This is a genomic window from Paenibacillus sp. OSY-SE, assembly GCF_000283315.1.
GTDB classification, from domain to species: domain Bacteria; phylum Bacillota; class Bacilli; order Paenibacillales; family Paenibacillaceae; genus Paenibacillus_B; species Paenibacillus_B profundus.
Genome location: NZ_ALKF01000154.1, coordinates 1 through 13876, shown reverse-complemented (window position 1 = coordinate 13876; position 13876 = coordinate 1). Strand labels below are relative to the sequence as shown.

Annotated in this window: 15 protein-coding genes and 1 pseudogene; 6 read left to right on the top strand and 10 right to left on the bottom strand. The window is 40.4% G+C overall.

Going from position 1 to position 13876, the window contains the following annotated elements; genetic code table 11:
- Positions 1 to 61: 61 nt before the first annotated feature.
- From A372_RS0105815 to A372_RS33355, 3 genes are all read right to left on the bottom strand, one after another.
- Positions 62 to 637, bottom strand: coding sequence for a nitroreductase family protein (locus A372_RS0105815; RefSeq protein WP_019419887.1), 576 nt, complete (start codon positions 635 to 637; stop codon positions 62 to 64).
- Positions 638 to 655: 18 nt separating this feature from the next.
- On the bottom strand, positions 656 to 1147 hold the full coding sequence (locus tag A372_RS0105810; RefSeq protein ID WP_019419886.1) for a MarR family transcriptional regulator: 492 nt from the start codon (positions 1145 to 1147) through the stop codon (positions 656 to 658).
- Between the two features lie 86 nt (positions 1148 to 1233).
- Positions 1234 to 1650, bottom strand: a complete 417-nt coding sequence (locus A372_RS33355; protein ID WP_019419885.1) for an isochorismatase family protein — start codon at positions 1648 to 1650, stop codon at positions 1234 to 1236.
- A gap of 734 nt (positions 1651 to 2384) precedes the next feature.
- Between A372_RS33355 and A372_RS0105800 the strand changes: the two genes are divergently transcribed.
- The 6 genes from A372_RS0105800 to A372_RS0105775 all read left to right on the top strand — a co-directional run bounded on the left by A372_RS0105800 (position 2385) and on the right by A372_RS0105775 (position 6622).
- Complete coding sequence (locus tag A372_RS0105800) at positions 2385 to 2783, top strand: hypothetical protein (RefSeq protein ID WP_019419884.1); 399 nt, start codon at positions 2385 to 2387, stop codon at positions 2781 to 2783.
- 78 nt (positions 2784 to 2861) lie between these two features.
- Entirely contained in the window at positions 2862 to 3737 is an 876-nt protein-coding gene (locus A372_RS0105795) for a hypothetical protein (protein ID WP_019419883.1), read from the top strand.
- 214 nt (positions 3738 to 3951) lie between these two features.
- Positions 3952 to 4440, top strand: coding sequence for a hypothetical protein (locus A372_RS0105790; protein WP_157259454.1), 489 nt, complete (start codon positions 3952 to 3954; stop codon positions 4438 to 4440).
- 15 nt (positions 4441 to 4455) lie between these two features.
- Complete coding sequence (locus tag A372_RS0105785; RefSeq protein WP_019419881.1) at positions 4456 to 5157, top strand: hypothetical protein; 702 nt, start codon at positions 4456 to 4458, stop codon at positions 5155 to 5157.
- A 14-nt stretch (positions 5158 to 5171) separates the two neighbouring features.
- Positions 5172 to 5807, top strand: a complete 636-nt coding sequence (locus tag A372_RS0105780; protein ID WP_019419880.1) for an ABC transporter ATP-binding protein — start codon at positions 5172 to 5174, stop codon at positions 5805 to 5807.
- Between the two features lie 179 nt (positions 5808 to 5986).
- Positions 5987 to 6622 carry a response regulator transcription factor gene (locus A372_RS0105775; RefSeq protein ID WP_019419879.1) on the top strand — a complete coding sequence of 212 codons (636 nt, stop codon included), beginning with the start codon at positions 5987 to 5989 and terminating at the stop codon, positions 6620 to 6622.
- A 762-nt stretch (positions 6623 to 7384) separates the two neighbouring features.
- Here A372_RS0105775 and A372_RS35325 read toward each other — a convergent pair.
- From A372_RS35325 to A372_RS38450, 7 genes and pseudogenes are all read right to left on the bottom strand, one after another.
- Positions 7385 to 7621 carry a hypothetical protein gene (locus A372_RS35325; RefSeq protein WP_051004466.1) on the bottom strand — a complete coding sequence of 79 codons (237 nt, stop codon included), beginning with the start codon at positions 7619 to 7621 and terminating at the stop codon, positions 7385 to 7387.
- 718 nt (positions 7622 to 8339) lie between these two features.
- The gene (locus A372_RS0105765; RefSeq protein WP_019419878.1) at positions 8340 to 9122 is read right to left on the bottom strand and encodes an arylamine N-acetyltransferase; all 783 of its coding nucleotides are present in this window, start codon (positions 9120 to 9122) and stop codon (positions 8340 to 8342) included.
- A 17-nt stretch (positions 9123 to 9139) separates the two neighbouring features.
- A complete protein-coding gene (locus tag A372_RS38455) occupies positions 9140 to 9370 on the bottom strand; it encodes a histidine phosphatase family protein (RefSeq protein WP_019419877.1) in 231 nt (76 codons plus the stop codon).
- A 47-nt stretch (positions 9371 to 9417) separates the two neighbouring features.
- A complete protein-coding gene (locus tag A372_RS0105755) occupies positions 9418 to 10200 on the bottom strand; it encodes an alpha/beta fold hydrolase (RefSeq protein ID WP_019419876.1) in 783 nt (260 codons plus the stop codon).
- Positions 10201 to 10268: 68 nt separating this feature from the next.
- Positions 10269 to 11072, bottom strand: a complete 804-nt coding sequence (locus tag A372_RS0105750; RefSeq protein ID WP_157259453.1) for an aminoglycoside phosphotransferase family protein — start codon at positions 11070 to 11072, stop codon at positions 10269 to 10271.
- Positions 11073 to 11974: 902 nt separating this feature from the next.
- Positions 11975 to 12925, bottom strand: coding sequence for a helix-turn-helix transcriptional regulator (locus A372_RS0105740; RefSeq protein ID WP_026010917.1), 951 nt, complete (start codon positions 12923 to 12925; stop codon positions 11975 to 11977).
- Positions 12926 to 13081: 156 nt separating this feature from the next.
- Positions 13082 to 13189, bottom strand: a pseudogene (locus tag A372_RS38450) (SDR family NAD(P)-dependent oxidoreductase); the annotation flags it as partial.
- Between the last annotated feature and the right edge of the window lie 687 nt (positions 13190 to 13876).

The following is a 13876-nucleotide window of genomic DNA, read 5'->3' as shown; positions in this document are numbered from 1 at the left end:
CGCAATAAAACAAAAGCAGCCTAATACAAACGTATTTTGGCTGCCCATCTATTTTGGGGAATTATAAAATAGTAAGTCTATTTTCGACTGGCATGCGTGCTTTTGATCTAGGGATTTCCTCGTAATAACCAATGTTTAACATGCTAACAGCCTTCTCTCCTGTTCGGATGCCTGCATGTTCACGAAATTGCGGGGACTCGTACAATTCATCATCCGTTAGCCACGTCATTCCGATCCCCTTCTCCCATCCGAGAAGATGGAAATTTTGGATCATGCAGCATATAGTCGCAAAGTCGTCTTCCCACTTCTCTTGCTTCGGGTTTTCCTTCATGACAACGATTAGATAGGTTGAGGTGTTGATCGCCATTTGGATAAACTGTTCTTTCACTCTCGCATTTTCCACATTGAAACGCTTTAATTCTTCTCCAACTTCCACCATGATCTCGACCAGTTTCTTTTTTGCTTCATCACTAACCAGGATAAATCGCCAGGGCTCGCTAGAACCGCGGTTCGGGGTCGGCGCCCAAACCGCATCGTTTAAGAGGTCGATAATCGCCTCACGAGAAACAGCTTGATCACTAAAGCGAAGAACGGGTCTTGTGTCTCTTATAATTTCCGTTATACTCATTCTCGCCATATTTGCTTCATTCCTTTCCTATGTGGTTAGTTTTTGTTCCATCTCGCCCACGGCATCTTGCATAAATTGTCTGACGAAGTCCAGCTCTGTGGATGAATATTTGTCCAGAAACCGATAAAAACGCTCTTCTTCTAATTTGTGCAGCTTGTCATGCAGCTCATATAGCTTCTTTCCTTTGGAAGTCAAACGGAAATAGATTTCTTTCTTGTTGTCGTTCAAGCGCGTTCGTTTCACAAACCCGTCTTCATATAGCTTGGTGCTGATTTTTGTAATGCTCGCTTTGGATAGCTCCATTTTTTCGGCAATGGCCGTATTGTTTACCGGCTCGTTCTTGCCGATGCAATCAATGACATGAATGCTGGTGATGTTTTTCGGACAGTCAGTTACACCGGACGCTAAGGCCTTTTCAAGAAACACCGTGATTTCTCTGCTTTCATACTGCTCTCTTAAGTGTGCAAATTTCCAATACAGTCCAAAAATGAACTGCTTGTTCGGTTCAGGATACCCCATTCCTTGTCTCTGCTCCTATCCTCATATATTCCCCACCAATGGCCTTGTCCACTTCACGAAAGCCATCATCTTATAAATATTGTTTACTAGTTAACAATTTTATTGTAGCAATATTGATAATAATAATCAATATCATTTGATCTATCGAATCCCAAAATAGCCGTAAACATGCAACAAAATTCAGTGTTAAAACCTGTTATAAAAAGGTGCTTTACACTTAATCTTTCTAACGTTTTGGATAGTTCAGTCTTGTAGAAAGAGCTTGGCGTTTGCTTCTCAAGTACATAGTCTGCGTAATCGTTAAGGGAACAATGTAGTTCAGAACCAACAGACTCTTTATACAGTGGGCTTTCTTCCATATCGTCCAAATGCCTCATAAAGATTACAGGACTATTACTTTCTTTGAAATCTTTAATGACATATTCAATCAATGAAAGTTCTTCTTGGAAATCACCAAGATTAACTATTCCGTTTTGTACATCAATTACTAATAGTGCTTTCATTTTCTCACCTACCTATTCTTACGATAGGTAAATGCTTCTATATTGAGATCGTGATTTCCTGCAAAAATTGTAATACTTTGTACACTCCAGGTACTGCCGTTGGCAGAAGCAAGAAAAGCGCCAACAGTGCAGGCAAGTATATTTTTGGGGTTTCAGTAGAGAAGCCCCTACTATACGTTGGAACACAATGCCTTGCCTGCTGTCGACTTCGACCAATACATAGGTTAATCGTTATAAATGCCTAGAAAATAAATAAACTGGCTGATAAGAAACTCCTAATTAACGGCATCTTCTGAAAACCCCTCATGTTATAGCTTCATAACGTTATTTTTTCAAAAATATCGGGTATCCTCCCTGAGTCTTCATTCTGTTTCATCTCCGGATTCTAAGACTGCGCTCAGATTCATTATGAACACGAGTTTCGCAAGTACTTTTTTATGAAATACCGCAAATACGGTTTCGACTTATTGCCCTCAATGAAAACTTTGTGGAAAACCACATTGAGGTTTGTGGACACGCAAATGGAAATATGTAGTATAATGTGATTGTAGCGCTATAATTGGAATATTATGTCGACATTGTTGCAAAAAGAGGTTTCTCTCAAAAAACATGTTTTTACGGGCCCGCTGCAACGCTCAGGTTAACCGTATCATTTATAGATTCTTTTATGGAATCTGCTAAAAAGGTAGATATTCCTTTTTTGCACCAATAACTTGATTAAAGAGGTGTTGGATATGAATAAAACAGTAAAAAGAGGAATTATTTCGCTCGGATTGTTAGCGACGGTGTCATTAGGCGCTTTGCCTGTATTTGCGGGGACAAGTTGGATAAATTTTAATGATGACTTGCCTAAATACCAAGGTTGGGTAGCATTAAAATCAGATAAAAAAGAAAACAGTAGTAAGGCTGAAGCAAAAGTAGACTATATCGGAAGCAACTATAAAGCCAACCTAGCGATTTATAAGGGCAGTAATAAGGTGTCCAGCACATATGTGGGGATTGATGAAGGCGAAAAAGCAACATTTACAGTCGATTCAAGCGCGGTCGGCCAGTCAGTAACATTAAAAGGACAAACGAACAATTGGACTATTGTTCGCGTGGAAATAAGAGGAAAATTTAGAGCGGATTCATAACTAAAAATTGGGTAATTAAATTGCGTTTGGCTCTCATTTCCTTGAGAGTCAAACGCTTTAATGACGAGGTGCTTAAGCGTGATCATTGAATTCAAGAAGTTAGTGAAGAACAAAATCACCTACATTAGCATGGGTTCGTTATTGCTCATAGTTATTGCAGCCGTCTGGTCGGGAGCAGGCGAATTTCAAGAAGAACGGGCTTTGGCGCAAAAATTGTATGCTAATTATCCGGATGCTTTGGCTTTCGTTTCGCCCCATCAATATTGGGTTGGCCTATCTAATGTTTTTTTCTCATCGCTCTATTATTTTATCTTTCCCCTGCTTATTGCTCTGCCGATCGTGGATACGATTTACAATGAGAAGATGAGCGGCAATCTTCATTATGAGATCATTCGGATGAGCCGTTTTTCGTATTTTTCCAAGAAATTTTTATTTGTTTTTATCGCATCCTTTTTGTTTTTTATTTTCCCCTTAATGATAGGGATACTTTTGATGAACGTAATGACCGGGCAGTGGGATTTTTCGGGTTACTCCCAGGTTTACAATAAATTAATGAATGGAACCGTTGTACTTCCAGACAACGTTCTATCATCTCAATTTAGAATATTATTTTCAGAATATATCGGAACTTCTCCTTATTTATATATCATCGTCTACTACATCATTGGCGGGTTGTATGCAGGTGTGTATACGTGCTTTGGTCTTTCCGCGTCATTATTCATTAACAATCGCTATCTTATTTTGTTCATGCCCATCTGTCTCTATCTGGGTTGCTGGATTACATTTTCCCTTCTTGGTTTGTTGGCTTGGGACCCGTTTAATTTCCTGGATCCGAGACAGCCTGTCATTGGTTTAAGCTATCTTCCTTTCATCATTGACTTCATTGTGTTGCTGTTCGTTACGGTCTTACTGTATATCGCGGGAGTGAGGAAGCATGGTGATGTCCATTCGTAACTTAACTCGATGTATTCTTCAAGATGTGAGGTACAAGCGAAGCACAATGATCATCTTACTCAGTGTCGTTCCCTTTTTTTTGGTGATGAGCGTACTGCCGCTGAGTTCCAGCTCGTTTGGAACCTGGTCATCCTTATACGAATTTATACTTTCGTTTCGTTTCGAGTTTTTTTACTGTCCCTTGTTCATTCTGCTCATTGGATCGTTAACGAACTTGAACGATTGGATTTTGGTAAGGAGATATGAACGAAGAGAGCGCATCGCCGTTTATGACACCGTGCTCGTAATGGCAACTGCCGGTTTTTTTACGCTCATCGTTTTTGGATTCGGACTTCTTATCCATACGATAATCAAATTTTTGATCTATCCGAATTTCCCTGGATATTCCGCTATTTTTCTGTATCACCCGGAACGAACGGAGCAACCTGCTGTAATCTTGTTTATCATCCTGTTTTATCTCGTTATGTCATCAATCGGGATATTGTATGTGCTGTTGAAAGGATTGACAAATCATAGCTTTATAGCGGCAATCCTGGTCATTGCTTTAACCGTTATCGATCGGTTCACCCTGTCTGTGATTCCGATTATGTTTACTTTGGGGTATCAGCACTTCCCGTTTCAATTGATTAGTGCTTTGCTGCTTCTGATGTTTATGTTGATTGGAATTGCTCGGGTGCAACTTAAATACAAAGATTTCCTATAGTAAGGATGAAAACGATTGAAGCTCCTCCTGTTAGAGTACCGCCTTTTACGAAAGGATTTCATTAAAATCATATTTTCAACCCTTGTCGTCTCTATTTTGAACATCATGATTTATGCGAGAAATGGCATCATTCATTCAGGCGCCTCCTCCAGTGAAGTGCTGCGCTCATTATTTGGTTCGGCCTATCATCTTTATATGAATTGGATTTATTGGATTATTTTATGCGTAGGTTATCTGCTCCTTTTGCAGATCGTCTGGAAATCACGTATCGATAGGTTTGAAATAAACCAGTTGCTGCGTTATAAAAACACAAATTGGTTTTGGCTGATCAAATTCGTGACGGGCTTTCTGTTTACTTGCTTTTATGTGTGCTGTTCACTTCTCGTTACATGGATATCTTGTCTTCTGCTGCATGCGAGGATGATATGGGATCCCGCTTGGTTGATCATCTTCTTGTATGTCACGTTAACTTTATATTGGCATGCGTTGTTATGGTTAACGATTAAAGTGTATTCGCTCGTGGAAGCAGCGAACATCGTCGTCATGATTTTATTTTATGCGGGTGTACGAGTGGCGCAACCTTTTATCCCCCTTTATTACGGCATGTTCGACAATATCCACCGTTTTCCGATCATGACGCTTATCGCGGAATGCATGGCGATTGCTGTTCTCGGGATGCTGATTCTCCGCAAGGCAAAAAAAATGGATTATTTCTAGGGAGGGATAATGGATTGACTTCTGAAGTTCGTCTCCATCAAATAACCAAAAAAATAAAGGGCAGAGAAGTTCTAAGCAATGTAACTCTTTCTATCGATCAAGGGAAGGTCGTCGGATTTGTGGGGCACAACGGCTCAGGCAAGTCCATGCTGTTCCGGATTATCGCAGGACTTGTAAAGCCTTCATCGGGGGAAATATCCGTCTTCGGGGAAAGGCTGCATAAAGATAGTTCATTCCCGAAAAATACGAGCGTAGTTTTGGAAAAACCCGGCTTGTTGGAACAATATTCCGGATTCGATAATTTAAAATTTCTGGCCGATATTCAAAAGAAAATTAACGATGAGCAAATTAAATCGGCTATCCAGCGTGTAGGGCTTGATCCGCAAGACAAGCGCCGAGTAAAAGCATATTCACTTGGCATGAAGCAAAAGTTGGCCATCGCGCAAGCGATTATGGAAGAACCCGATCTAATTTTATTGGACGAGCCAATGAACGGTTTGGACGAGGATTCCGTACAAAATGTATATGACATCGTAAAGAAAGAAAACGAAAGAGGCGCGACGATTTTAATCACTTCCCATCACAGAGCAGATGTTGAAACGTTATGCCATGAAGTATATAAAGTGAACTCGGGTATGGTAAGCGGGTAATCCAGGAGGCCAAGCAGATACATGCTCTGAGTTGCAAATGAGTCACTTCATAAAGTGGCTCTGCTTGCAGTTTGGGAATAGCCGAATTTACTTGTATAACCTTCCCCTCCCTTCCCTCGTCTTCGATTATAGACAGGCCTATTTTATAATTTCAGTGGTTGGAAAGGAGTGCGCCGATTATGAACATCATACTGAAAGTAGTCATTGTGGGTGAAAGTCCTGCCGCAGGTATGGGGATAAAAGCGGTTTTGGAACAAATAGGACATGTTACCGTGCTGGATATCGTACAAAACATCGAGCAAGCGACCGATTTGATATCTATCCATCATCCTCAATTTGTCATTACGGGGTTAAGCGTACCTTATTTTGAAGACTTTCGTATGATACATACTATCAAAAAAACTTATTCTAATTTGCATATTGTAACCTGCATCGACGAGGAGGACATTTATCTATATCATGACTTGCTGGTTGCCGGCGTTAGCGGGGTAATCGTAAAAAGTTCTCGGCCCGAGCAAATAAAGCGCTTGTTTCATTGTATTATGAATGGGGAAACTATCATCCCTCTTTGGTTGATCAATGAATACCGCTCTAGAAAGCCGCCCAACCCAATCGTGGGAAACGAACATTATTCTGATCGAGATAAACGGATATTAGACTTGGTGTCCAATGGGTTTACGAATGCGGAAATTGCAACCGAATTACATTTGAGCATAAGATCCATTGAAACTAATTTATCTAAAATTTATAAAAAACTAAATGTGAAATCCCGGGCGGAAGCCGTTAAGAAATGCCGCGACATAGGAATCATATAAAATAAAAATATTATCGACAACCACATTTACCGTTTGAAAAAACGTTCATAATGCGAGATTCGTTCGAGTTCTGCAAACTGACATTCCGCTCTCCGCGTTCGCGCCCTCCGATATAAGAACGATTAGCCCGTGTTTAAGAACTTGGATGAAATGTGTGATCTTGGGCAAAAGCTATGCAGACGCTCTCCTCACAATTGCCTGATCATTTGCTATCGAAATGCACTACTTACATAGACTGAATAATGACCTTACATAATGACAATGTACCCAGATCGATTCAACTTATGCCATCGGTCTGGGTTCGGTATTTCCTCGTAATATCGAAAACTTCTTCCCTTCAGCTCTATGGAATGCATGGAATGCATTCTGCTTCAATGCTGCATGTAATTATACGGTCCCTGCAAATTTATCATTCTTTATAGCTATCCAGACATTTACTCCAGGTTGAATAATTTCTTGCCAGTATTTTATTGCACCATCCGTTCTTAGAGACGGCAAAAAACCAATGGATGCTCCATCGATTTAATACTACTAATGTAAGTTCATCTTTCACTGTTCTCATCCTTCGAAAATATAATGTTTTGCCCAATTGAATTTGGCGATAAGAACATTCTGCCGGAACACATAATCTCTTCTGAATCTCTTTTACATCACTGTTACTCCCCAATATATGGAACAATTTATATGGTTTTTGTGCATTAGCAATCTCGTCGATTATGATTCTAAGCGCATTAGGGGCCGTAGAATGAATCCATGCTACAATCATATTGTAATTTCCATATTCTTTTGTTCTTCCTGTATACTATTTTGAAGTTTATCACTGTCCTGATAATCCAAAGAGATAATAGTATTGTTTTCTGGGTATTCACAACATTCGGATACTTTTCCTAGTTTCTCTTCATTTCGTGCAATTATAGTTAATCTGCTTCCTCTAGCGTTTAACCATTGAGTTGCTTTTGAGAGCATCCCTGTACCACCAACAACTAATATATTGTCCATTGAATTCCCCCAATTTTTATTCGTTTTCAGTCACTCTATTTTCAGGTATCCCTGTATAATCAAAAGTCTGATACTTTCTATGATCCTCTCGCCATTCGGCCTTGCCGATCACTCTCCCCTTCGATCAGTAACCACGATTCCCGCTTGCCTCATGCGCTAGGCGATGTGATCTAAAGGTGATGTTGTTGAATCGTCCGGCGAGCAAGATTACTAGAGACATGTACACCAAGCCACTTTGGATAACCGCAGCGTCCGTATAATATTTTGCTCCGCTTCTAACCGATGCAACAGCGGGAAAGCCAAGTGCCTAACCGTAACTGCGGACGATCCTGCATATCACCTTACGCTGAACGGAATTGTGGGGAGAGTGAACGGCAATACCTGTACGTACGCGGAGATCGCCACATTCTTGACAATGTTATAACAGCCATAAATGCCATTATTTTCAACTTGAACGAGGTTTCCCCGCTTCTGTAAGTGTTAAGCTGCTTATTGTGAAGTGTAAGTTTTGATGTGAAGAAATCTGTATAAATGAAAAAGGTTAGACCAGATATAAAAAGCCGCACGCGCATATTATGAAGGATTAAAATAGCCTTTATCCGAGTCTGGATTAAGGCTGTTTTAAATTCCTCTCCTTGGATAACAACGCGGCAACATCGAGACGAAGAACCGAAAAAGCCCTTAGTGGACAAGGCTATCTGTATACTGCAATTGCCCATCAATCAGTGTTTGTGCGGCTTCTTTTAAATATTTCAACTGCTGCCTTATATAATTCATAATTCATATGAAACCGATTTGTTATCCAATACTCCAACTCTTCTCCACTCAGTTCTTGTTCACTTTTATGGGTAGGAAAGTACTGTTTTAATGTATAGTTGGTTAATGAAGTAGGAATATTCTCGACATATCCAAAAATCATTATATCTTTAAGCGCAAAAGACGAATTCCAATTGTTGGAGCTTTTGATGATTGGCAGCATCTCTTCGATAAGGACAGGGTTCGTATTTAAGGTTTTAGCAGGACCTGGATTTCGGATAATCTTGATGCTATCTGTTGAGACGGTATATTCGAACGTTTCCCTGTTGTCGTTGGCGACGAATGACTCATGCAGCGGATAAGCTTGGAACAACGGAGCGCCAAAACCAAGATCGACATAATAAGGCTGCTCTAAATTTACGCGCAAACATAAGTGGCCAGGGTCCATATACAAATAATGCACATCGAATCCCAACTGCTTCAGCAGCCAATAACAGCCTATCGATATCGTCCAGCAAGTGCCGCCATACCCGTGATTCATGATGCGGTCATAATATTTTTCAATCGGCGGAATATAATCGCCCGTTGCATAACCGCGTTCATAGTCCAATATTTTAGTCAGGTTTTCCCATCTAACCTTTAATTGATGACTTTTAATCAGATCATTCAAAAAGCTAATATCATTTTCTCGTTTCGGTACATCTAGGAAGTTTAAGAAGTTGTCAACGATTTCATTTGAATTCATGTGAATCAACCCCCTCATTAAATAAATCTCATCGCTTGCATGCCGAATACTTTAATAGACATATTCCGCTTGAGTAGACGTCTTAAAGTTCCAGCCACAATATCTGCCGTTTCCTTTGCTCGTGAAAGGTCACTCGAAAAAAGGAAATCCCATTGTTCGTTCATCAGTCGATTTGCCAATGCACGTGCTTGTAATCTGCCAACGTCATTTAGAGGGATGTCACTCTGCCCCTGCGCTCGTCTCTCCATATTCTAATCCGTCTCTCCATGTCTTATTAATCCAACTCGTGTCATATCTAATCGATAGATCGCATTCCCTTCGGCAATTCTTTTTCATTCATCCATGCTTCTACTAATTTATTGAAGAAATCGGGGTTAGCTAGAGAAATTCCGTGTCCAATCCTCGGAATCATATATCCTTGGCAATTTCGATTGCTTCTGGTGATAACGACGGCTGATTTTCCCATTGTTTTTTTCTCTTTTTCCCCCACTAACACCAAAATATTTGCTTTACTACGTTTAAATCCGTCTGGTATGCGATAAGACATATTCTCTTCTAAGACCCTAAGCAGATCCTCTACGCTCATTTGAATAGTATCTTGAAAATATAAATCAAATTGCTCCCCGCCGACATATAATACTTTTGCTTGAAGCTTTGCAAAGGATTTGCTCTTGGTTAACGGCATCGAAATCCGGATCAAAGGTTTCAAGATAGCTTGGAAATATTTCAAGGGCCGTACAAGCCCGCTCATAATAATCGCTTGATCAATAATATCTTCCTTTACACTTAAGATTTCTAAAGCGATTTGAGCCCCTAGAGAAAAGCCTATAATCGTAACCTTTTGACCATTTTTCCTTTCTTGTATGATGTTGATTATATCCTCAGCCGTTTTATTGATAGATACAAATTCCTCGTTTCCGCTGTTACCGTGACCAGGGAGATCAGGAATCAAGATATAGTAGTCCTCTTTAAAATATTGTACCTGCTTCTCCCACATCCAACCGCTTACTCCCCCGCCATGTAAAAATACAAGGATTGGAGCATTCTTATTTCCCGATTCTTTAACGTACAGGCCCATCCTTACCATTACCCCCAATTAAATCAATGGATAGGCGAAGGAAGCCGTAAGGCCCCTGCCCTTCCCTTCTATGATAAAGCCCTCAATCGATCTTTAACCAACATGATTAACGTATCTTTTTCTTCCTTAGGTATCCACTCGACCAATCTGGCAGCGGCAACAGGCAATATCCATCTGTCAATCTCCGAGTAAGCCAGCCCCGATGCACTTAAGTAATGCTTCATATATTCATGCTTCAAATTGTTTCTTAAAAAGTTAATAATCGCCTTCAATAACTTTGGAGTACCATCGGGCATCGTTCCATGATTGAGCAATAGGAATGTTCTAGCAACGTCGCCGGCAGGATTACCGGACATGCCAGTCATCCAGTCGATAATCCAGTGCTCCTCGCCGACCATAACATTATCAGGGTGAAAATCACCATGACATAGCATATCACCGGGAGGCAGTTGCTCTAAATAATGAATCGTTTTTTTCTTCTCTTCCTTGGTTAAGAGTGGCGTAGCTTGGATGCTGCCGCTCAATACTTGCTTCTGATTTCTCAAATTCCCTGCAGCATGATGAGTATGTATGTTAGCATGCAAACTTGCTAAAGTTCTAGCATGTTTTTTAATTTGCCAAGGCTTCTTCGTTATTATATTCAATAAAGAAGACCCTGCTATGCGTTGGAACACAATGCCTTGCCTGCTGTCAACATCGGTTAATTCATAGGCTTGTGGTGTATGAATGCCCAGAGAATAGATAAACTTGCTGATAAGAAACTCCTGATTAACAGCATCTTCTGGAAACCCCTGATGATAGAGCTTCATAATTTTGTCTTTTTGATATTCAAAAATATCGGCTGTTCTGCCCTGACCAATCGGTTTCATCATTTCATCTCCGAATTCCGTACATAGTATGGTTTTAGAATATTGTGTATACTACATATAAAAATGACCCTGATATTTATTTATCAGAGCACATTTCACATTCACTCCATCATCATACACCAGCTTGGATTCTTTATCATTTCAATATCCATGACGGTTAGTTCCTTGAGTTTTAATTTCTTACGATCGATTTTCTGTTCATCATCTCCAATCCATAATGACCAAAGCTCGATTTGACTTCCATTAGGCACGTCTTCCATTAAGTAATTATGGAACAGGCCCCTTAGGTGGATTCTCCATGTGTTTAATATCTTTTGCTGTCATTTTAATGTAACGAGTAGGATTCATTTCTGTAGATGGTTTAGAGTTGCTAAAAATACAAATAAACTCAATGTTTGTGTATTCCTTTCATTTATCTTTTTTGTGTACATCCTCTATCGTTTATTCTCAACATTATTTTTTCAATTCTCTTTTTAGTGAATGCATCCAGCATATTCACACCCCGATGGTTTTTCCTCAGGCAAGCCTTTATATTCATAGAATGCTTTATTTAGTTCAATTTTAATTTGGGGATTTCGTTTATAAGTAAAATATGTGTCGTCATATGAATCAAATAGTACTTCCAAGTAATCGAGTTTTGTTTGAATTGTTCTAAAGAAATGGTATGATTTGTTACCATTACTACTTGTTGTTCTCTTTAAATAATTACTCATTTCTCCTTCCTTCATACACCATATATTATAGTGATTTTGATCTGAATTATTGTTTTGATTCACAGAAAAAGGTACAAATGCATTCCCTCCAGTCGTTTATACCAAATATAGATATAGTGTAACGACCGTTATAGACATCTATTGTCATATTGGTGAAAACGAGGGGGCTTTATGTATAAAGGATTTTCAGCCTTAGCTATACATCAAGAGAATCGCTTTTGCTTGGGATAATACTTTTTCGCGCAACTCAGCCGGTGCCAACACTTCCACTAACGGACCATAACCAAGCAATATTTCACATGCTGAATCGAGCGTATGGAATTCAACGTCGGCATCCAACCAATGGCTGTCCACAGACTCGGTGTGTAGAATCTTCATATAACGCTGCTGAGAAATGCGAGATAACACTTTATCGCTGAATCGCACTCGGGAAGGATATTGAGGCAGACTCGCTTTGAATTTTTTGGTGGATTGCTCCCAGTATAAGGCCAAATCAAAAGAATCTGGGCGCTCGAAAGACTCCGTTGACATCCGGGCACTCACCATACGGGAAATCCGATAGGTGCGCATATCTCCTCCTTCCGCAATAGCGATAAGATACCATATGCTGCTTTTGGCTACCAAACCTAAGGGTTCGACAACCCGATCAACAATAGCGTCATCTCGACGATATTGTATAAATAGCTTTTTTTCTTCCCAAATAGCTTCCTGAACAATAGGCAATTCAGGTAACAACTCATCAGACTGATGCCAACCTGCTCCATCTACATGAATGCGCTGACGAACAATTTCCACATCTCCGCGCATCGTTGCAGGAAACGCTGCCAGAAGCTTCTGAAAGGCATCATCAAAAAAATCGCCCAGTCCCAAATCTCCCAACAGTCTCGAAGAATGCGCAAGCAACAGCGATTGCATCTCTTCCGTTTTCATCCCGGTCAGATTTGTGCGATATCCTTCAAATAATGCCCATCCTCCATTTGATCCCCGCTCTGCAAAGACAGGAATGCCAGCCGCACTTAAAGCTTCCATGTCACGATGAATGGTTCTTTCAGATACCTCCAGCTTTTCTGCTAGTTCCCGGGATGTCATCCGGCCACGATTCTGCAAGAACAACAAAATGGAAATCAGTCGATCCGCCCTCAGTTTCCATCCCTCACTTCTTTCAAAATTCTAACTCGAACACGCTCACCCGAACGCTAAGAAGAAAGTGAAGCATTAGCCAAAAATTGGCCTCGGTAGCAAGCGCCACTACTGCCCGTCCTAGTTCCTTCGACATTGACTGCGAGCGATGAATGAATTAGCCAAACTGTAGTACAAATTTCCTCGATACCTGTAATTAACACCATCCGTAATTTCAACGATCAATCCCTGTTTTCTCGCGGTCCTTAAAGGTGCGGCGTAGTAGCTCAGCTCCACGAGTTGAGCCTGCCACAACTGCCACTTTTCCTTGTAAATGTTTCATCATGTCTCTACCCCTTTTTATTTAAAATCAAATCCCTATTCATGTCTAGTATAACCATTGATATATGTCGCCTATTGTCATATTACAGAAGAAATGCACCCATCACATAATTGTTGGTATGAGGAAAGTTATTTTTTCCTTTACACAATTGCTATTGTCATAACGTGTCTTGTACTTCGTGCATTTGTTTTTTATTCATTGTTTGTCGATTCTACGGTAGAAGTACCTAAAGAGTTTATTTATTGTTTTGTGGTACTGGTGAATGGACTCGAACCCCCACATAGAAAATCTGCTTCCTGCGGCTGCATCGAAACCGTGAAAGCCCCCGTGTCGATCGCATCCTTCAAGGCTCACTTGCCATTGCGGATTTTTCTGCAAGCTTTCTCGCTACTATCCCTTCGTATGACTCCTCAACGTCCGTAAGCCTGTCTTGTCCGTCACGGACTTGTTCAGGGTTTACCGCGTCTACACAGAGAGGATAAGATCTCCTTGGGTCACGCCATCATCTTTCCCTCGAATCCAGTCCTCCTAACTTTCGGAGCCTTCGGTGGTATTGGACATCCCTTTCTTTTGCAAGGTCAATTATTTACATTTCGTAAAAAGACATGGTAAATATAGGTGGTCAATTATTT